15 protein-coding genes are annotated in these 19,806 nt (G+C 62.8%); 2 read left to right on the top strand and 13 right to left on the bottom strand.

Annotated features, from left to right (window positions below; genetic code table 11):
- Nucleotides 1-77: 77 nt before the first annotated feature.
- From PverR02_RS01940 to hutC, 7 genes are all read right to left on the bottom strand, one after another.
- Nucleotides 78-902: a quaternary amine ABC transporter ATP-binding protein gene (locus PverR02_RS01940; protein ID WP_079442670.1), complete on the bottom strand. Its 825-nt coding sequence runs from the start codon at nucleotides 900-902 to the stop codon at nucleotides 78-80.
- Complete coding sequence (locus tag PverR02_RS01935; protein ID WP_046384990.1) at nucleotides 899-1,750, bottom strand: ABC transporter permease; 852 nt, start codon at nucleotides 1,748-1,750, stop codon at nucleotides 899-901. The genes PverR02_RS01940 and PverR02_RS01935 overlap by 4 nt, the downstream gene beginning before the upstream one ends.
- A gap of 71 nt (nucleotides 1,751-1,821) precedes the next feature.
- Entirely contained in the window at nucleotides 1,822-2,787 is a 966-nt protein-coding gene (locus PverR02_RS01930) for an ABC transporter substrate-binding protein (RefSeq protein ID WP_079442669.1), read from the bottom strand.
- 68 nt (nucleotides 2,788-2,855) lie between these two features.
- A complete protein-coding gene (locus PverR02_RS01925; protein ID WP_079442668.1) occupies nucleotides 2,856-4,328 on the bottom strand; it encodes a purine-cytosine permease family protein in 1,473 nt (490 codons plus the stop codon).
- Between the two features lie 149 nt (nucleotides 4,329-4,477).
- A complete protein-coding gene (gene hutU, locus PverR02_RS01920) occupies nucleotides 4,478-6,163 on the bottom strand; it encodes a urocanate hydratase (protein WP_057003614.1) in 1,686 nt (561 codons plus the stop codon).
- A gap of 407 nt (nucleotides 6,164-6,570) precedes the next feature.
- Nucleotides 6,571-7,131 carry a HutD/Ves family protein gene (locus PverR02_RS01915; RefSeq protein WP_079442667.1) on the bottom strand — a complete coding sequence of 187 codons (561 nt, stop codon included), beginning with the start codon at nucleotides 7,129-7,131 and terminating at the stop codon, nucleotides 6,571-6,573.
- Entirely contained in the window at nucleotides 7,128-7,907 is a 780-nt protein-coding gene (gene hutC / locus PverR02_RS01910; protein WP_169850562.1) for a histidine utilization repressor, read from the bottom strand. Before hutC ends, PverR02_RS01915 begins: the two co-directional genes overlap by 4 nt.
- Nucleotides 7,908-7,985: 78 nt before the next feature.
- On the opposite strand from hutC, the gene PverR02_RS01905 reads away from it, so the two are divergent.
- A complete protein-coding gene (locus PverR02_RS01905; RefSeq protein ID WP_017849912.1) occupies nucleotides 7,986-9,350 on the top strand; it encodes a formimidoylglutamate deiminase in 1,365 nt (454 codons plus the stop codon).
- 84 nt (nucleotides 9,351-9,434) lie between these two features.
- Here PverR02_RS01905 and PverR02_RS01900 read toward each other — a convergent pair whose 3' ends face one another.
- From PverR02_RS01900 to PverR02_RS01875, 6 genes are all read right to left on the bottom strand, one after another.
- A complete protein-coding gene (locus PverR02_RS01900) occupies nucleotides 9,435-10,004 on the bottom strand; it encodes a lipocalin family protein (protein ID WP_017849913.1) in 570 nt (189 codons plus the stop codon).
- Nucleotides 10,005-10,034: 30 nt separating this feature from the next.
- Nucleotides 10,035-10,289 (bottom strand): hypothetical protein, encoded by a 255-nt coding sequence (locus tag PverR02_RS01895; RefSeq protein ID WP_017849914.1) that lies wholly within the window; start codon nucleotides 10,287-10,289, stop codon nucleotides 10,035-10,037.
- A gap of 185 nt (nucleotides 10,290-10,474) precedes the next feature.
- Nucleotides 10,475-11,485, bottom strand: coding sequence for a class 1 fructose-bisphosphatase (locus PverR02_RS01890; RefSeq protein ID WP_079442666.1), 1,011 nt, complete (start codon nucleotides 11,483-11,485; stop codon nucleotides 10,475-10,477).
- Nucleotides 11,486-11,595: 110 nt separating this feature from the next.
- Nucleotides 11,596-12,948: a DUF3999 domain-containing protein gene (locus tag PverR02_RS01885; RefSeq protein ID WP_079444975.1), complete on the bottom strand. Its 1,353-nt coding sequence runs from the start codon at nucleotides 12,946-12,948 to the stop codon at nucleotides 11,596-11,598.
- The gene (locus tag PverR02_RS01880) at nucleotides 12,948-16,487 is read right to left on the bottom strand and encodes a DUF2339 domain-containing protein (protein ID WP_079442665.1); all 3,540 of its coding nucleotides are present in this window, start codon (nucleotides 16,485-16,487) and stop codon (nucleotides 12,948-12,950) included. Before PverR02_RS01880 ends, PverR02_RS01885 begins: the two co-directional genes overlap by 1 nt.
- A gap of 158 nt (nucleotides 16,488-16,645) precedes the next feature.
- Complete coding sequence (locus PverR02_RS01875) at nucleotides 16,646-19,096, bottom strand: glycogen/starch/alpha-glucan phosphorylase (RefSeq protein ID WP_079442664.1); 2,451 nt, start codon at nucleotides 19,094-19,096, stop codon at nucleotides 16,646-16,648.
- Between the two features lie 236 nt (nucleotides 19,097-19,332).
- Here PverR02_RS01875 and PverR02_RS01870 point away from each other — a divergent pair, with 236 nt between their 5' ends.
- Entirely contained in the window at nucleotides 19,333-19,767 is a 435-nt protein-coding gene (locus tag PverR02_RS01870; RefSeq protein ID WP_017849920.1) for a YkgJ family cysteine cluster protein, read from the top strand.
- Nucleotides 19,768-19,806 lie beyond the last annotated feature (39 nt).

Here is a 19,806-nt window from a genome sequence, read left to right as displayed (position 1 = left end):
CCCACCTTTGGAATGCATCCCCCTGTGGGAGGGAGCTTGCTCCCGATGAGGCCAGCAGCCTTCCCACATAATCCGGATCAAACCACCGCCGCCCGCCGCTGAACGAACCGATCCACATACTCATCCGCCGGCGAATGCAAAATCTCCCGCGGCGTGCCGACCTGGATCAGCTTGCCGTCCTTGAGGATCGCAATGCGGTTGCCGATACGCACCGCCTCGTCGAGGTCGTGAGTGATGAACACGATGGTCTTGTGCAGGGTCTTTTGCAGTTCGAGCAACTGGTCCTGCATCTCGGCGCGGATCAGCGGGTCGAGGGCGCTGAAGGCTTCGTCCATCAGGATGATGTCGGTGTCCGCCGCGAGGGCGCGGGCCAGGCCGACCCGTTGGCGCATGCCGCCGGAGAGCTGGTGCGGGTATTTGTTTTCGTAACCTTTGAGGCCCACGGTTTCGATCCAGTGCAGCGCGCGTTCGGTGCAGACCTGCTTGGTTTCGCCGCGCACTTTCAGGCCGTAGGCGACGTTGTCGAGCACGTTCTTGTGGGGCAGCAGGCCGAAGCTCTGGAACACCATGCTGATCTTGTGTCGACGGAATTCGCGCAGGGCTTGCATGTCCAGTTGCAGGATGTCTTCGCCGTCCACCAGGATCGCGCCGCTGGTGGGGTCGATCAGGCGATTGAAGTGGCGCACCAGGGTCGATTTCCCCGAGCCCGACAGGCCCATGATCACAAAGATCTCGCCGGTGCCGACGCTCAGGGACAGGTCGTTGACGCCGACCACGCACCCGGTCTCGGCCAGCACCTGATCCTTGGTCTTGCCCTGGCCGATCAGCGCCAGCGCGTCCTTGGCGCGGTTGCCGAAGATCTTGAAGACGTTTTTCACTTCGATTTTGCTGACAGTAGTCATTTGCTCGCCTCATGCCGTGGACGACCATAGGCCTGGGTGATGCGGTCGATGACCACGGCGAGAATCACGATGGCCAGCCCGGCTTCAAGGCCGCGGCCGACGTTGAGGGTCTGGATGCCGACAAGGACATCTTCGCCCAGGCCGCGGGCGCCGATCATCGAGGCGATCACCACCATCGACAACGCCATCATGGTGGTCTGGTTGATGCCGGCCATGATGCTCGGCAGCGCCAGCGGCAGTTGCACGCCGAACAGCTGTTGCCAGCGATTGGCGCCGAAGGCGTTGATGGCTTCCATGACTTCGCCGTCGACCTGGCGAATCCCCAGGTCGGTCAGGCGGATCAGCGGCGGCGCGGCGTAGATCACCGTGGCGAAAATCGCCGGCACCTTGCCCAGGCCGAACAGCATCAGCACCGGGATCAGGTACACGAAGCTGGGCATGGTTTGCATGATGTCGAGCAGCGGCATCAACACCGAACGCAGGCGATTGCTGCGCGCCGACAGGATGCCCAGCGGAATGCCGATCAGCACCGAGATCAGCGTAGCGACCAGCATCAGGGCCAGGGTCTGCATCAGTTTGTCCCACAGGCCGACCGCACCCACCAGGAACAACAGGCCGACGATCACCGCGGTGGTCACCACCTTGCGCGTGGCGTGCCAGGCCACGGCGCCGACGATGGCCAGCATCAGCCACCAGGGCGCGGCGCGCAGCAGGCCCTCGAGGTTGACGATGGCCCATAGCAGGGTGTCGGAGATGTGCCGGAACACATCGCCGTAGTTGGTCACCAGCGAATCCACCCAACCGTTGACCCAGTCGGCGATGGAAAACGTAAAACTCTCAGGAAACATAGCGTGCTCTCGATCCAGTGGGTTGTGGCCAGGCGCCCGGCTGCCCCTCAGGGTAGTCGGGCGCGCATGACCTACAAGGCCGCGTCGATTTTCTTGGCGGCGTCTTCGCTCACCCAGGCGTGCCAGATTTCAGGGTGTTCCTTGAGGAATAGTTTCGCCAGTTTCGGCGATTCGATTCGCTCCTTGGCCATGCGCCCCAGGTTCTGGTTCAGCAGGTCGATGGGCAGGTTGACCTTTTCCAGCACGGCCACCAGTTCCGGTGCCTGTTCGTGGAAGGTCTTGGACAGGCCGACCTTGATGCTCACGCTCTTATCCACGCCGGTTTTTTCTTCCAGCTTGACCAGGTCGACCTGGCCCATCAGCGGCGTTGGCGACCAGTAGTAGAACAGGATCGGCTCGCCGCGCTTGTAGCTCGACAGCACCGCCGCATCCAGCGCCGGGCCGGTGCCAGGACGGAAGTTGGTGTAGCTGCTCTCCAGGCCGTAGCTCTTGAGCATCGCGCTGTTGTCCAGCTCGCAGGTCCAGCCGGCCGGGCAATTATAGAAGCGGCCTTTGGACGGCTCTTCCTGGTCCTTGAACACCGCAGCGTACTTGGCCAGGTCGGCGATGTTTTTCAGGCCCGGCGCCTTGGCTTCCAGCTTGCGCTTGGCATCGCCTTCGATCACGTAACGCGGCACATACCAGCCTTCGATCGCACCGACAATCGGCGCGCCGACACCGACGACCTTGCCGGCCTTCTCGGCCTTGTTCCACACCTCGCTGCGGCCGACCCACTCTTCGGCAAACACTTGAATGTCATTGCTGCTCAGGGCGTTTTCCATGGTGATCGAATTACCCGGCAGGCTGTCGGTCTTGCAGTCGTAGCCCTTTTCCATAACGGTTTGCAGGATGTCAGTGAGCAACATGCCGCTTTCCCAGTTCAGGCCGGCGAATTTCACCGGCTTACCGGACTCGCACCAACCGGCCGCCTGGGCACCGGCGCTTGCCAGCAAGCCCATGGACAGCAATGTGGTCAGCAGGGTCTTGTTCGATTTCATTGTGTGACGCTCCTAATCATGAGTTGGCTTACGGCAGTCAAGAGGCATCCTGCCCGGTCCACGTCCAATCAGGCCCGCGCCGCAGAGCGACTGGCGCCGCTGGCTGGGGCAGGTACAACGCTGTCCTGCTCGACCGGCAGAATCAGTTGATCGGGCACGGCGCTGTGCCATTTTTTCGCACACACGTAATACAGAGCTGCGGGAATTATCAGACCGATGATCCAGGAAATATCCACATCACCCAGGGCGGCCACCAGCGGACCGGTGTAGAACTTGGTGGAGATGAACGGCAATTGCACCAGCACACCGAACACATAGACGCTGATACCGAGCAGGTTCCAACGCCCATAGCGCCCGTCCGGATCGGCCAGCGCCGTCACGTCATAACGCTCGCGGGTGATGCAGTAGTAGTCCACCAGGTTGATCGCGCTCCAGGGCGTAAAGAACGCCAGCAGGAACAGGATGAAAGACTTGAACGCACCGAGGAACGAGTGCTGGCCGAGCAACGCGATCAGAGTCGCCGTACCGACGATGGCCAGCACAAAAACCAGACGCTGCAAGCGCGTGACCTGCAGGCGCCCCCGGAAGCCGCTGATGATGGTGGCAATGCACATGAAGCTGCCGTAGGAGTTCAGCGTGGAGATGGTGACCTTGCCGAACGCGATGCTGAAATACAGCAGCGCGGCGGTGGCCCCCGTACCGCCCAAACCGACGATGTAGGCCACTTCATGACCGGCGAATTGCCCGTTGGACAGAGCGGCGGCAAACACACCGAGGGCCATCGCCACCTGTGCGCCGATCACCGACCCCGCGCCGGCGGCCAGGAAGGTTTTCAGCGAGGACGTCTGGCTCGGCAGGTAGCGCGAATAGTCCGCTACGTAAGGGCCGAAGGCGATTTGCCAGGAGGCTGCGAGCGACACCGCGAGCAGGAAGCTGCTCCAACTGAAGTGACGGATTTGCAGCAGCGCGCCAATGTCGGCCTGGCTCATCAGACGGCTGAACAGGTAGACAAAGGCAATCACACCAATGACGCTGGCGACCCGGCCGATGAAGTGGATCACGCGGTAGCCGAGCACCGTGACCAGCACGATGACACTGGCAAAGACAAGGATACCGACGCTGTCGCTGACGCCGAACAACTGGCCCAGCGCCTGACCGGAAAGCACGGTGCCGGTGGCGGTGAAACCCAGGTACATCAAACACACCAGCACGATCGGGATGGCCGCGCCATAAACCCCGAACTGCACCCGGCTGGAGATCATCTGCGGCAGCCCAAGCTTGGGCCCTTGCGCCGCGTGCAACGCCATGACGCTGCCGCCGAGCAGTTGGCCGATCAACAGGCCGATCAACGACCAGAACACATCACCGCCCAGCACCACGGCCAGGGCCCCGGTGACGATCGCAGTGATTTGCAGGTTGGCGCCCATCCATAGGGTGAACTGGCTAAACAGACGTCCGTGTCTTTCCGCTTCCGGGATGTAGTCGATCGAACGCCTTTCGATCAACGGGGTGGTGCTTGCACGCGCGTCATTTGCAGCCATGTGTGTTCAACCTCTGATGGATTGTTTTGGGTACTGGTTGCTCTTCTGTGGGAGCTGGCTTGCCTGCGATGCGGGCGACGCGGTCTTTCGGGTAGACCGCGGTGATGCAATCGCAGGCAGGCCAGCTCCCACAGAAACCGAGCCAGTCGTTACTTGATCATCGGCAGGTTCAAGCCCTGTTCCTTGGCGCAATCGATCGCGATCTGGTAACCCGCATCGGCATGACGCATCACCCCGGTGGCCGGGTCGTTGTGCAGCACGCGGGCAATCCGCTCGGCCGCTTCGTCGGTGCCGTCGCAGACGATCACCATCCCCGAGTGCTGCGAGAAGCCCATGCCCACACCGCCGCCGTGGTGCAGCGAGACCCAGGTCGCGCCGCTGGCGGTGTTGAGCAAGGCGTTGAGCAGCGGCCAGTCGGACACGGCGTCGGAGCCGTCCTGCATGGATTCGGTTTCGCGGTTGGGGCTGGCCACCGAGCCGGAGTCGAGGTGGTCTCGGCCGATCACCACCGGCGCGGACAGCTCACCGCTGCGCACCATTTCGTTGAACGCCAGGCCCAGCTTGGCGCGTTGGCCCAGGCCGACCCAGCAGATACGCGCCGGCAGGCCCTGGAAGCTGATGCGTTCGCGGGCCATGTCCAGCCAGTTGTGCAGGTGCGCGTCGTCGGGGATCAGCTCTTTGACTTTAGCGTCGGTCTTGTAGATGTCTTGCGGGTCGCCCGACAGCGCGGCCCAGCGGAACGGGCCGATGCCACGGCAGAACAGCGGGCGGATGTAGGCCGGTACGAAGCCTGGGAAGTCGAACGCGTTTTCCACGCCCTCTTCTTGCGCCATCTGACGGATGTTGTTGCCGTAGTCGAAGGTCGGGATGCCTTGTTTCTGAAAGTCCAACATCGCTTTGACGTGAACGGCCATCGACTGCTTGGCGGCCTTGATCACGGCCGCCGGTTCGGTCTTGGCGCGGGCGCGGTATTCGTCCCAGGTCCAGCCGGCCGGCAGGTAGCCGTTGAGAGGGTCGTGGGCGCTGGTCTGGTCGGTGACCATGTCCGGGCGCACGCCGCGCTTGACCAGTTCCGGCAGGATTTCGGCGGCGTTGCCCAGCAGGGCGATGGAGATCGCTTTGCCTTCCTGGGTGTACTTGGCGATGCGCGCCAGGGCGTCGTCGAGGTCGCTGGCCTGTTCGTCGACATAACGGCTGTTCAGGCGGAAATCGATGCTGACCTGCTGGCATTCAATGTTCAGCGAGCATGCGCCGGCCAGGGTCGCGGCCAGCGGCTGCGCGCCGCCCATGCCGCCGAGGCCGGCGGTCAGTACCCAACGGCCTTTGAGGTTGCTGTCGTAATGCTGGCGACCGGCCTCGACGAAGGTTTCGTAGGTGCCCTGGACGATGCCTTGGCTGCCGATGTAGATCCAGCTGCCGGCGGTCATCTGGCCGTACATGGCCAGGCCCTTGGCATCCAGTTCGTTGAAGTGTTCCCAGCTGGCCCAGTGCGGCACCAGGTTGGAGTTGGCGATCAGCACACGCGGGGCATTGCGGTGGGTCTTGAACACACCGACCGGTTTGCCCGACTGCACCAGCAGGGTTTCGTCATCGTTCAGGTTGGTGAGGCTCTCGACAATCTGGTCGTAGCACTCCCAGTTACGCGCCGCACGGCCGATGCCGCCGTACACCACCAGCTCTTTCGGGTTTTCGGCCACTTGCGGGTCAAGGTTGTTCATCAGCATGCGCAGCGGCGCTTCGGTCAGCCAGCTTTTGGCGGTGAGCGTGTTACCGCGCGCGGCGCGGATTTCGACGTCTCGGTATTTTGTAGGCTTAGCGTTAGAAAAATCGGTCACAACCAGAACTCCTCAGCGATCGATGCGCGAACTGGATGCGTGCGAAGTCGACTCTTACGCACACACCTTTACTTGTACATACAAGCATATGCAATCGAACGGCCAACTTTCCTGGAGTGCAGGCGCGATTGTTTGCACAGCCGTGCGCGAGCCTTGGAAATTAAGGCTTCGAGGCGTGATGAAATTTCTCGGGGGGCGGTTTTACAGCGAGGCCGGTTTGCCACGTCAGGGTGGTATTGCGCCACGCTGGGGCGTTCGGTAACAAAGTGGTGCGGAAGGCTGGAAACAGATCGCAAGAACAGTGGGGAAACAAATGTGGGAGGGGGCTTGCCCCCGATTGCAGTGGGTCAGCTACAGATAAGTTGACTGGTCCACCGCCATCGGGGGCAAGCCCCCTCCCACATTTTTTAACCGCGTGCGGTCAGTTCGATGATGCAGCAGCGGCCCGTGACCGAGATATCCAGCAAGCCGGTATTAGCGTCCACCTGCAGGCAATCATGATGACCCAACACCTGGTCGAGCACCTTCACCTCATCGGCCACGCTGAACACCAGCACCGTCTGCGCGGTGCTGAAAAAGCGCTGCCCCCCATCGACCCACTGCAACCGCGCATGGTAACGCTGGGGTGAATAGATCAGGTTGAAATCGCGGATCGGCCCACTGATCAGGCGACACGACACCTGGCTGTCGCCCTTGAACGCGAACGCTTGCAGCGGCAACAACCCCCGCTGCTCCTCGCCGTCCACGGTCAGGATCATGCCCGCACCGTTGATCACCGTGATCACGCGTTGATAGCCGGCGAAGGAGGAAAACCCGCCCGACTCGCCGATATCGGCAATCGACAGGCGCCAGCCAAAGCCCTCCAGGCCATGGCCGCCATCGCGGCTGATTTCTTCGGTGCTGCCGCCGCCGTTTTTCCACGGCATACGCACGTAATTGGCGGCGCGCCAGACGGTCACTGCACTCATTTACTGAAGCGTCCTTCCAGGCTGTGACGGGAACCGGGGTGGATCAAGCGCGCGGCGGTCACCGGCTGGCGACCGGACCAGGTGCGTCGACGAATCAACAGGCACGGCTCGCTCGGTTCGATCTGCAGCAACTTGCACTCGGCGGCATCGGCAAGGATCGCTTCGACCACATGCTCGCCCTCGGTCAACGGTGCGACCTGGTTCAAATAGGCGTAGGGGGTTTGCTGGGTGAAATCCTGCTGCAGGTATTCCGGCGCGACCAGGGCGTTGACGAAGCGGTCTTCGATTTGCACTGGAATATCGTTTTCAAAGTGAACGATCAGCGAGTGGAATACCCGTCCGCCTTCACGCATTTCCAGGGCGACGGCGCGCTCGGAACCGGCCGCCTCTTCGCCCAGGGTGATGACCTGGCAGGTATGCCGATGGCCGCGGGCGGCGATCTCATCGGCAATGTTATGCACTTCAAACAGCGCCGACTGGCTCTTGGGCTCGGCGACGAACGTGCCGACGCCTTGCATGCGTACCAGCAGCCCTTCGGCGGTGAGTTCACGCAGGGCGCGGTTGATGGTCATGCGGCTGAAACCCAGCTGGCTGACCAGTTCACTCTCCGACGGCACGCGGTAATGGGGCGGCCAGTTGCCGCTGAGGATCTGCTGGCTGATCATTTGTTTGACGCGGGCATACAAGGGCGCCGGACTTTCGTCCAGGTGGGCAGCCAGTGAAGACTTGGCGGGCGGAGTCGGCACGGGGAATCCTTGCAGGGGAAAAAGATGCATAGATTGCCGGAGTTTACCGAGCAGGCAAACGTCTGTATATGTATATACAAATAAACACACGACCGGGGTGCCCTGAACATGTCCGTTTTCTTTGCCGAACGCGCACTGCTGCCTGATGGATGGGCCAACGATGTACGCCTTGAAGTCGGCGTTGATGGCCTGCTGACTCACGTCGCGGCCAATGCCAGCGCAGACGGCGCCGAACGGCTCAGAGGCCCGGTATTGGCGGGCATGCCGAACCTGCACTCCCATGCATTCCAGCGCGCCATGGCGGGCCTGGCCGAAGTGGCCGGCAACCCGAACGACAGCTTCTGGACCTGGCGCGAGCTGATGTACCGCATGGTCGGCAAGATCAATCCGGAGCAACTGCAGATCATCGCGCGCCAGTTGTATATCGAGATGCTCAAGGCCGGTTACACCTCGGTCGCGGAATTTCATTACGTCCACCACGACGTCAGCGGCCAGCCATATGCCGACCGCGCGGAACTGTCGCGGCAGATCAGCCAGGCGGCCGCCAGCAGCGGGATTGGCCTGACATTGCTGCCGGTGCTCTACAGCCACTCCGGGTTTGGCGGCCAGGCACCCAATGAAGGCCAGCGGCGGTTTATCAACAGCGGCGAACATTATCTGGAGCTGCAGGCGCGCCTGAAACCGATCCTCGCCGCACAGCCGGCGCAGCAACTGGGCTTGTGCTTTCACTCCCTGCGCGCCGTCACGCCGCAACAGATCACAGACGTGCTGGCTGCCAGCGACAAGGCCTGCCCGGTGCATATCCACATCGCCGAGCAACAGAAAGAAGTCGACGACTGCCTGGCCTGGAGCGGCAAACGCCCGCTGCAATGGCTGTATGACAACGTCGACGTCGATGAGCGCTGGTGCCTGGTACACGCCACCCATGCCGACCCCGAGGAAGTGACGCGCATGGCCAACAGCCGCGCGATTGCCGGTTTGTGCCTGACCACCGAAGCCAACCTGGGCGACGGGATTTTTCCGGCAGTGGATTTCCTCGCTCAAGGCGGGCGCCTGGGTATTGGTTCCGACAGCCATGTGTCGCTGAGCGTGGTGGAAGAACTGCGCTGGCTGGAATACGGCCAACGCCTGCGCGATCAGCGGCGCAATCGCCTGTATCGCCACGACCAACCGATGGTCGGCCGCACGCTGTTCGATGCCGCACTGGACGGCGGCGCCCAGGCGCTGGGGCAACCGATCGGGCGGCTGGAAGTGGGCAAGCGCGCCGATTGGCTGGTGCTGGACGGAAACGATCCGTACCTGGCGACGGCGACCGAAGACGGGATTCTCAATCGCTGGCTGTTCGCCGGTGGCGATCGCCAGGTGCGCGATGTGCTGGTCAACGGCAAGTGGGTGGTGCGCGACGGGCGGCATGCCGCTGAAGAAGAGAGCAGCCGGGCGTTTACCCAGGTTTTGAGAGAGTTACTCGGTTAACAGGCAACCCATAACAAATGTGGGAGGGGCGGTGCGACGATTCGACTTGCCCCCTCCCACAATTGGATTTGTGCTGATCCAGAGTTACTGCGAGGTCTTCGCCATCTGCTTGTCCGACGTGCGCCAGATCAAACGCGTGGTGTCATAGCCCTGCTGCCGTGCCCTGCTCAGCAGGTCTTCGCGGGTGTCGGCGCTGACCGTCGGCGTGCGTGACAAGATCCACATATAGCGCCGGCTCGGGCTGCCGACGAGGGCAGTCTTGTAATCATCGCTGACATACAACACCCAGTAGTCGCCCTTGGCGACGCCCGGCAACAGCGCGGTAAACCAGTTATTGAATTCCACCCTGAGCTTGTCGGTCTTGCCCGGCACTTGCGGCGTAGCGGTGCCCTTGGCTTCTTCCCACTTCCAGTCGCTGGTCAGACAGCGGTTGAACACCGACATATCGCCATCCGGCAACAAGGTGTAGCGGGCCTCGGACTGCGCGCAGTTGCGCTGGAAGTACATCGGCAATCGCGCCAATTCGTACCAGGTGCCCTGGTAACGCTTGAGGTTGACGTTACCCGCGGTCTTGGGTTGCAGATCATCGCCAGAATGGCTGGCGCAGCCCGCCAAAAACAGGCTGGCGCAAAGGAACACAACAAAACGCATCATTCTTCTTCTCCCGCAGGCTTTCGCCCCGGTTTACTTCAGGCCTTGCCCGGAAAACATCAGAACTTTGTCACCGGCATATTGAACGCTGATAAAGCTGTTTTTATCGCCCCAGGTGCAGCTGGACATACCCAGCGCGCCGGAACAATCGGTCGGCTTACCGAGCAACGACTCCACTTCGGCCTTGGCCATGCCAGCCGACAGCTTCGCGTAATTTTCCTGATTGACCTTGCTGCAAGCGGCCAACAGCACGCAAAAGGCCAGCAAAGCGAGACGGCGTAACGACATGGAATAACTCCTGGAGGGACGAGGCAGGTTGGGGGTCTGCCAGAAGCTTAGAAGGGAAAACAGGTGTCTGGTTCCCGACAAACGAAAACAAAAAAGCCCCGAAAACGCTGAAACGTTTCGGGGCTTCTCATCGTTCAAGACTTCACGTCTTGAACGTGCCGAGGGAGCTTGCTCCCTCGCCGCACTTACTTCTTGTGATAGCCGGTCACGCGCTCGACTTCTTCCTTCGAACCCAGGAACACCGCCACGCGCTGGTGCAGGCCTTCGGGCTGGATGTCGAGGATGCGCTGGTGGCCGTCGGTGGACACACCGCCCGCCTGTTCAACCAGGAACGACATCGGGTTGGCTTCGTACATCAGGCGCAGCTTGCCCGGCTTGGACGGCTCGCGGCTGTCACGCGGGTACATGAACACGCCACCACGGGTCAGGATACGGTGTACGTCAGCCACCATCGCCGCGACCCAGCGCATGTTGAAGTTTTTCTTCAACGGGCCTTCTTCGCCTTCCATCAACTCGTTGACGTAGCGCTTGACCGGTTCTTCCCAGTGGCGCTGGTTGGACATGTTGATCGCAAATTCCTGGGTAGAAGCAGGAATCGAGATGTCTTCGTGGGTCAGCACGAAGCTGCCCATTTCGCGGTCCAGGGTGAAGCCTTTGACGCCGTCGCCCAAGGTCAGCACCAGCATGGTCTGCGGGCCGTAGATCGCATAACCGGCGGCAACCTGCTGGGTGCCCGGCTGCAGGAAGGCCTTTTCGTTCAGGGCTTCGTTCTGGCTCAGGTGTTCGTTCGGGCAACGCAGCACCGAGAAGATGGTGCCGACCGGGGCGTTGATGTCGATGTTGGACGAGCCGTCCAGTGGGTCGAACACCAGCAGGTAGGCGCCTTTCGGGTATTTGCCCGGGATCTGGTAGGCATTGTCCATTTCTTCGGACGCCATGCCGGCCAGGTGACCGCCCCATTCGTTGGCTTCGAGCAGGATCTCGTTGGAGATCACGTCGAGTTTCTTCTGCACTTCGCCTTGGACGTTTTCAGTGCCCATGCTGCCGAGGACGCCACCCAGCGCGCCTTTGGACACGGCGTGGCTGATTTCCTTGCAAGCACGCGCCACCACTTCGATAAGGAAGCGCAGATCGGCAGGCGTGTTGTTACTGCGGGTCTGCTCGATCAAATAGCGACTCAGGGTAACGCGGGACATGGAAGGCTCCGATGTATGGGGGGGGCTAAAAACCCGCGCAGTTTAACGCGAGTCGGGGCGTATTTCCTCCTATCAGAGGATTTAAACCCAATAGAGTTCATGGACGTTATTTAACGTGCTGCTGCAGGCTTGCGCAGCAAACTGTAAGCCATGGCCCCCAGCGCCGCCACACCGAGCAGCAATACGGCCCAGAGTCCGAGTTTTTTCCAGTTCGGTTCGGTGTCGACAGCGGCCACGAGCGCTGGCGACGTGACCCTGACGTCCCCCGCCACCGTGGCCTGCCCCAAGGTGTTGAGGCGCTCGGCGCTGTAGTCGGGGATCAGGGTCGACAGCGGCAGGTTCGCCGCCTTGGCCGAGGCATTCCCCAGCGCCAGGGTGAACGGCGGCTCGCCCCGCGCCAGGAACACCAACTGAGTGGCGCGCACGGCAACCCGCAGGGTCGGCGCGGCGGTGCCCAGGCCGCCGCCGCGCTCATCCACCTGCAACTTGAGTTCGGCGACCGCCTGGCCCGGCAACTGCAATTGATCCTGCACCACGTCCTGGCCGTTCTGGGTCAGGCGGTACAGCAAACCATTGCTCAACGGCTGCCAGGCTTGCTTGCTGTCGCGTCGCCCCGACAAGGTCACGGGCGCCAGCGTATTGGGTTGTGTCAATTCCACGCGCAAGCGCTCGACGTTCAGCCCCGCCGGCAACTGCCAGGTGTATTCCCCCGCCCGCAGCCGCGTGCCGGAGAGCGGCTGCGACCACACCCATGGCGTCGGCAGGCTGCTGCGGGTGGCGCTGACCAATTTGGCCGAGGTCAACAGCGGCGCCGCCTGGCCCTGCCACAACAGGCGCAGGTAACGCGCCGTTTGCCCCGGCAGGTTGACGTCGTGCTGCTCGACGCGCTCGTCGGCAAACGACAAGCGCGCCACTTGCCCGTCGCCCCAGGGCGTCCAGTGCTGCAAGTCATCGCTGGCTTCGATGCTGAATCGCTGGAAGCCTTCTTGCTCGTGGCTCCAGTCGAGGCTCAGTTGCTGCAACGGCGCCTTGATCGCACTGGCGTCGAGCACCCAGCCGCGCAGCACCTGCTGGCCGGTCGTGGTTGCCGTGGAGGGGCGCACCTCCAGCAAGGTGCCTTCGGCGCTGGACTTCATCACCACCGCCGGCAAGGTTTCGCGGGTGTCGGCGGCGTACAGCGGGAACCACTTCACATCGGCAACGTTACGGTTCTCGGTGTGTTGCGCGGATTGGCGCGACAGCGCGTAGGCCTGGGGCTCACCGGCGGCATTGAATACGCGCAGATCGCTGAGGTCGGCCTGGCGCGCGCTCAGTTGCACGGCCAGCGGCAATTCGAGGCGATACCACGGGCCGTTGCCGCTGATACTCAGCGGCACCTGGGCGGAGAAGTCGGCGGGCGTTTCCTGGGCCCATACCGACAATGTCGCACACACGCCCACTACCGCCACGCTCAACTTACCGATCAAGAGGATGCTCCTTCAGTTTCCAACACAGGTTCGGCGCGCTTGGGCGGCAGCGGTGCGAAGTAACCCACCACCAGCAACAACCCGCCCACGCCAATGAACGACACGATCCGCGCCAGGCCGCCACGGTTGCTCAGCTCGACAAAAAACAACTTGGCCACCACCACGGCAATCAACGCCGCGCCGATCAGCCAAACTTCGCGACGATGGCGCAGGTGACCGCCGATCATCAGGCCGAGGGCAATCAGGGTCCAGACGATCGACAAACCAGCTTGCACCAGCATCGACTCCAGCAACGCGTCCAGGTGAAACGGCACGCCGCCCCAATGGTGGGCGGTACGCATCACCAGCGCCGTGAAGAACGCAAACAGCGAAGCCCCCGCCACCCCTTGGGCGATCCGTTCGGCACGCGGCCCGCGCTGCGGCGCCACACTGCGCGACCACAGATACACGCCAAGCAGGGCAAACAGCAGGCCCAGGTCCAGCGGGTTGATCAGCGGCACATAGGGCAACGGCTTGGCCGTACCGTCACTGAACGTATTGGCCAGCCAGAACCAGCCGAGCATCAGCACCGCCAACGGCAGCGCCGCCAGCACGCGGTACTCCTTGCCATAGGCCGACACCGGCCATGGCCAACTGCGCGGCGCAGCCGCCAGCACCAGGTAGAGGCTCGGCAGGATCGCCCAGCCCAGCCAGCGCCAGGCGTTGTATTCGCTCGACAGCAACAACAGGCCGTAGCGCAGCTCCAGCGCCAGGACGCCGATCAACATCCAGCAACCCAACACATGGGCAACGCTCAGTACTTTGGCCGGAGCCACCGCCGCCAAGCGCCGCAATGAGATGAAATGCACCGCGAACACCGCCAGCCAGGCCAGCCAGCCGAACTGCGCCGCCGGGTGATAGTAGCTATGGGCAGACACCAGCAACACCGCTGCCGCCGCCGGCATCAGCAAGGTGCAGAGCATCGCCAGCGAGGCCCAGCGCAGGCGCGCCGCGAGCAACGTCCAGAGCGCCACGCTCGCCGCGGCGATACCCAGCAGGAACGCGCCCTGCAACGCCTGCGGGATAAACCGCAGCACTTCGCCGATCAGCGCCAGCGCCCACCAGGCCGCGCCCCATACCAGCAACAGGTCGGACAGGCGTTGCAGTTTCAGCACGGCAAACACCGGCGCATGAGGTTCGCGCTGCAAGCGCCAGGCGCCGACCAGAGCGGCCAGGCCCAACACCATCGGCGTCCAGAAGCCGCTGTGCGCCAACGGACGCAAACCTTCATTGGTCAACGGCCCGAGCAGTTCCGGCACCGCCAGCAGGAACGACGCGCCGCCGATCAGTTGCAGCAGCAAACCGAACACAAAACTGACGCGCTGTTGCAGGTACAGGCTCAACCAGATGATCAGCAGACCGCTCGCCGCCCACACCCCGCTGGCGCTTTCCCAAGGCAGCACAAACAGCACGGCCAGGTTGATCAACACCAGGCCGGCCAGCAGCACCACCGACAACCCGCGCAACAGGCGCGCGTCGCTGCGCACCATGTCGTCACGGGCCGCCAGCAGCATGCCGCCGATCAACGCCAGCCCGATCAGCGAGGCCGTCAGCAAACCGCCCCAACCCGCGCTGAATACCGCCGCGCCATCACCGCCTTGCAGGCGCAACAGGAACAACGCGCCACCCAGCAGTTGCACGGCGAACGCGGTGAACAGGAAGGTCCGTGAACCGATGCGCAGGCCCACATACAGCGTCGCCAGGCCGGCGAGCGCCCAACTGATGGCGGTGCCCTGGGTCAGCAACAGCAGCGGTGCGAGCAGGTACACGAAGGTCAGCCCGAGGCTGGCCAACACCGGCAAGCCCTTGCGCTCCCAAGCCGCCGCCTGTTCGGTGGAGGCGTTGCGCAACTGCGCGAAGCTGAACAACAACGCGGTGCCCAGCAACAGCGCGCCCAATGGCGCACCGTCCAGCATTGTGTGTGCGCCGACGCGCAGTTCACTGAGGAAGGCCAGCGCCGAGCCCAGTTGCAACAACAGGCCGAACACCCGCGCCAACGGCCGTTGCTGGCGCAGGCCGAGCCAGAAAATCCCGGCGCCTTCCACCGCCCAGGCCGCTGCGGTCCAGCGCGCGTCGAAGCCCAGGGGAATCGCCAGGCTGGCGAAGATCACGCCCAGGGCCAGACAGGTTTCCGCCAGCAACAAGGCACGCCCGCCACTGAGCAGTCGGGCCAGGCCCATGTAGATGATGCCCAGGCCCAGGGCGCTGAACGCAGCGGCAAACTCCAGGTGTTGGACCAGTGCGAACTGCAAGCCAAAGCCCACCAGCGGTGGACCGAACAGCAGGCTGCCGTCGACATAATCGCCCTTGGCCGCCGACCAGCGCAGCAGCGCGCCCCGGCTGTCGTCCTCGGGCGCGTCGTTCATCTCCAGCAATTTGCGCCGGGTGAACAGCAGGCCGATGGCCAGGTACATCAGGAAAAACACGATCAGGAACGGCTCGGTGCTCCATAGCAACTGCGGCGCATACGAACGCAGGCCCCAGGCGAAGCCGATGCCGAAGGTGCCGACAAAGCCGATCAGGTTGAGCAGGCGCCAGGCCTTGAACCAGGCGATGGCGAGGATGCCGGCATTGAGCAGGGCGAAGTAGCTGAACAGCGCCACATGGCTGCCGGCGCCGGTGGAAGTCAGGATCGGCGCGGCAAAACCGCCCAGCGCCGCTGCGCAGGCCAGGCCCAACGCATCCTGGGTGATCGCCAGAATCGCCGAAAACAGCGTGACCGCCACCAGCAGGCCCAGCGCCGCGCCCGGGTCGATCAACGGGTGCAGGCGCATTGCGGCAAACACCGTCAGGTACAGCACCGCAATCCCGGTGCCTTGCAGCATCAAGCCGTAATTGCTGTTGCGCAGCCGCAACCACCAGCCCAGGCCCAGCAGGCCCAAGGCGGCGGCGGCAACCCCGGCATAACGCAGTTCGATCGGCACCACCATGCCTTCGGTGGCATAACGCAGCAAAAAGGCCAGGCCGAGGAACAGCAGCACCACGCCGACGCGCAACACGGTATTGCCGCCGAACAGCCAATTGCGCGCGCCGCGGATGGCGCGTTCGATCAGGTTGGGGCCTCGGGGGATAACCGGTTCAGGTGCAGGCGGTTTCTCGGCAGGCGTCCACACATCCGCCGGTAACGCCTGGCTTGGTTCGGCGGCAATGGTGACGGGGGTCGGCGCCAGTTCGGCGGGCAATTCCCAGATAAGCTCGGGGGCCTTGGCCGGCGGGGCGGATTCGGCGACGGGGGATTCGACCACCACACTGTGCGCCAGCGGCGCAGGTTCGGGTGCAGGCTTTTCCATTTGCGCCAGGCGTTGTTCCAGCGCGGTGAGCGCTTTCTGCGCGGTCTCCAACTGACGGCCTTGTTCATCCGTGCGCGAAGCCAGCATCGACAGGCGAATCGCCTGGCCAATGCCCAACCCCAGCAGCGCGCCGATGCCCGCGTCGCCGAACGACTCATCGAGCGTCCAGCCGAGCGCCAGCCCAATCAGCATGAAAATCCATTGCATGGTCGATATTCCCTAAGCAAACCGGGACCTAGTATATCGACGCGAGACCAATGTGGGAGGGGGCTTGCCCCCGATAGCGGTGTGCCAGTCGACATATCTGCAAACTGACAGTCCGCTATCGGGGGCAAGCCCCCTCCCACATTTTGGTTTTGGGGTGTTTAGTCGAGCGCTTTCCAGATCTCGGTGGCGTATTCGCGGATCGTCCGGTCCGAAGAGAACCAGCCCATCCGCGCGGTATTGAGCACCGCCGAACGCCACCATTCCTTGGAATCATGCCAATGCGCGTCGACCCGGGTCTGCGCCTCCCAGTAGGCATCGAAGTCGGCACACACCAGGAAGCGGTCGTACTCGATCAGCCCATCGATCAAGCCCACATAACGGCCCGGATCGTCCGGCGAGAACACCCCGCCGCGAATCGCTTGCAACACATCGCTCAAACGATGGGACGCGGCGATGTCCGGCCCGGCGTGGAATTCACCGGCGTGCTTACGGGCCTCCACCTGCTGGGCGCTGAGGCCGAAGATAAACATGTGCTCGCCGCCCACGCGCTCGTGCATCTCGACGTTGGCGCCGTCCATGGTGCCGATGGACAGCGCGCCGTTAAGGCCGAACTTCATGTTGCTGGTGCCCGATGCTTCAAAGCCGGCGGTGGAAATCTGCTCCGACAAGTCCGCCGCCGGGATGATGCTTTCCGCCAGGCTGACGTTGTAGTTGGGCAGGAACACCACCTTGAGCAAGCCGCGCACGGTGGGGTCGTTGTTGACGGTGCGGGCGATGTCGTTGGTCAGCTTGATGATCAGCTTGGCCTGGTGATAGCTCGCCGCCGCCTTGCCGGCGAAGATCTTCACTCGCGGCACCCAGTCGGTCTCGGGCTCGGCACGGATCGCCTGGTACAGCGCCACGGTGTGCAGCAGGTTGAGTAACTGGCGCTTGTACTCGTGGATGCGCTTGACCTGCACGTCGAACATCGCCGCCGGGTTGACCGCAATACCCAGACGCTCATGGATGATCTCGGCCAGCGCGCGCTTGCTGTGCAGGCGTTGTTCGGCGAAGGCCTTGCGGAAGGCCTGCTTCTCGGCGAACGGTTCGAGTTCGATCAGGCGCTGTTCGGGCTTGTCGAGGATGTCCGCACCCAGCGCGTCGACGAGCATGCCGGTGAGTTGGGGGTTGGCCTGGTACAGCCAGCGGCGGAAGGTGATGCCGTTGGTTTTGTTGTTGATGCGCTCCGGGTACAGCTTGTGCAGTTCGGAGAACACCGTGCTGCGCATCAGTTGGGTGTGCAGGCCGGATACGCCGTTGACGCTATGGGAGCCGAGGAACGCCAGGTTGCCCATCCGCACGCGGCGGCCGTTGTCTTCTTCGATCAGCGACACGGCGCGCAGCACGTCGAAATCGTGGATGCCCTTGGCGCGCAGCGAGTCGATGTGCTGCGCGTTGATCAGGTAGATGATCTGCATGTGCCGGGGCAGCATGCGCTCCATCAGGCCGACCGGCCAGGTTTCCAGGGCTTCGGGCAGCAGTGTGTGGTTGGTGTACGACAGGGTTTCGACGGTGACGTCCCACGCCGCTTCCCAGGGAATATCGTGCAGGTCCACCAGTTGCCGCATCAACTCGGCGACCGCGATGGACGGGTGCGTGTCGTTGAGCTGAATGGCGGCATGTTCGCCCAGGCTCAGCACCGAGCCGTGCATGTTCTTGTGGCGGCGCAGCAGGTCTTGCAGCGAGGCCGAGACGAAGAAGTATTCCTGGCGCAGGCGCAGTTCCTGCCCCGCTTCGGTGCTGTCGGCCGGGTAAAGCACTCGGGAGATGCTTTCGGCGCGGGCCACTTCGGCGACGGCGCCCAAATGGTCGCCGGCGTTGAAGCGCTCCAGGTGCAGGTCTTCCACGGCGCGCGCACGCCACAGCCGCAGGGTGTTGACGCTGGCGCCGCGCCAGCCGACCACCGGAGTGTCGTAGGCCACGGCCCGCACGGTTTCGCTGGGCGACCACACCTGAATCAGCTTGCCGCCGGCATCGGCGAGGGTTTCGACGCTGCCGCCGAAGCCGATCGAGTAGATCACTTCAGCCCGTTCGAACTCCCACGGGTTGCCGAAATCCAGCCAGCGCTCGGTCTGTTCCTGCTGCCAGCCATCGACAATCGCCTGGCGGAACAGCCCGTGCTCATAGCGGATGCCATAACCATGGCCGGCAATACCCAGGGTCGACATGCTTTCCATAAAGCACGCTGCCAGGCGTCCCAGACCGCCGTTGCCGAGCGCTGCATCGGGCTCCAGCAGGCGGATGCGTTCCAGGTCGACACCCAACTCGGTGAGCGCTTCGCGAGCGATCTCCAGCAGGCCGAGGTTGCTCAGGCTGTCGAAGAGCAGGCGGCCGATGAGGAATTCCAGCGAGAGGTAATACACCCGCTTCTGGCCTTTGCGGTAGATTTGCCGCGTATGGTTCATCCAGTGATCGACCATCTGGTCGCGGGCGGCCAGGGCAATGGCTTCGAACCAGTCATGGTCGAAGGCGTGATCCGGGTCTTTGCCCACCGCGTAGGTGAGTTTGGTCAAGACAGCATCGCGAAATGCGGCTACCTCTGCTTCTCGTGCAAGCGGTTCCTGAGACATCGGTGTGACCTCGGGCGAGATTGAAGGAGTTGCTAGAGCCTAGTCGGTCAGACCGGCGGTCGACGCGCTGGTTCGGCAGTTTTTTAACTCATTCACCTTTGCATGAATTTAATGCAGGGGTCGTGCCCGATCACTGTTCGAGCCGCCTTCGAGCTGAAAACCCGAAAATATTGTTCAAAAAACCATCAATCCCGGTATGATCGCGCGCCCGGATACCGCCCCACCTTGGAACCCTGATGAAGCCTCAACTGATCGCCGCCGCGGAACTCGACCGTCTCGAGACCTGGCAGAAATATTCCGCCCACATGTGCGGAGGCTGCGTGTCCAGCTGCTGCACGCTGCCGGTCGAAGTGAAGATCAAAGACTTGATCCGCATTGGCATCGTCGATGAATTCGAGCGCGGCGACCCGCCGAAGAACATCGCCAAGCGTTTGCAGAAGGAAGGCATCGTCGAGCGCTACAACAGCAAATCCGAGATCTTCACCCTGCAGCGCATGAGCAACAACGACTGCCTGTACCTGGATCGTAAGACGCGCTTCTGCACTATTTATGACAAGCGCCCGGATACCTGCCGCAACCACCCGAAAATCGGCCCGCGGCCGGGGTATTGCGCGTACAAGCCCAAGGAAGTGGTGCGCGAGACCAATTTCAAGACGCTCGATAAGTTCTGATCCATGTTTTGCAGGGCTCTCAAGGGCCCTATCGGGGGC

The sequence above is a fragment of the Pseudomonas veronii genome (genome assembly GCF_002028325.1).
Lineage (GTDB): Bacteria > Pseudomonadota > Gammaproteobacteria > Pseudomonadales > Pseudomonadaceae > Aquipseudomonas > Aquipseudomonas veronii.
The sequence above is the reverse complement of the archived record's forward strand: the minus strand, read 5'-3'. Positions and strand labels throughout refer to the sequence as shown.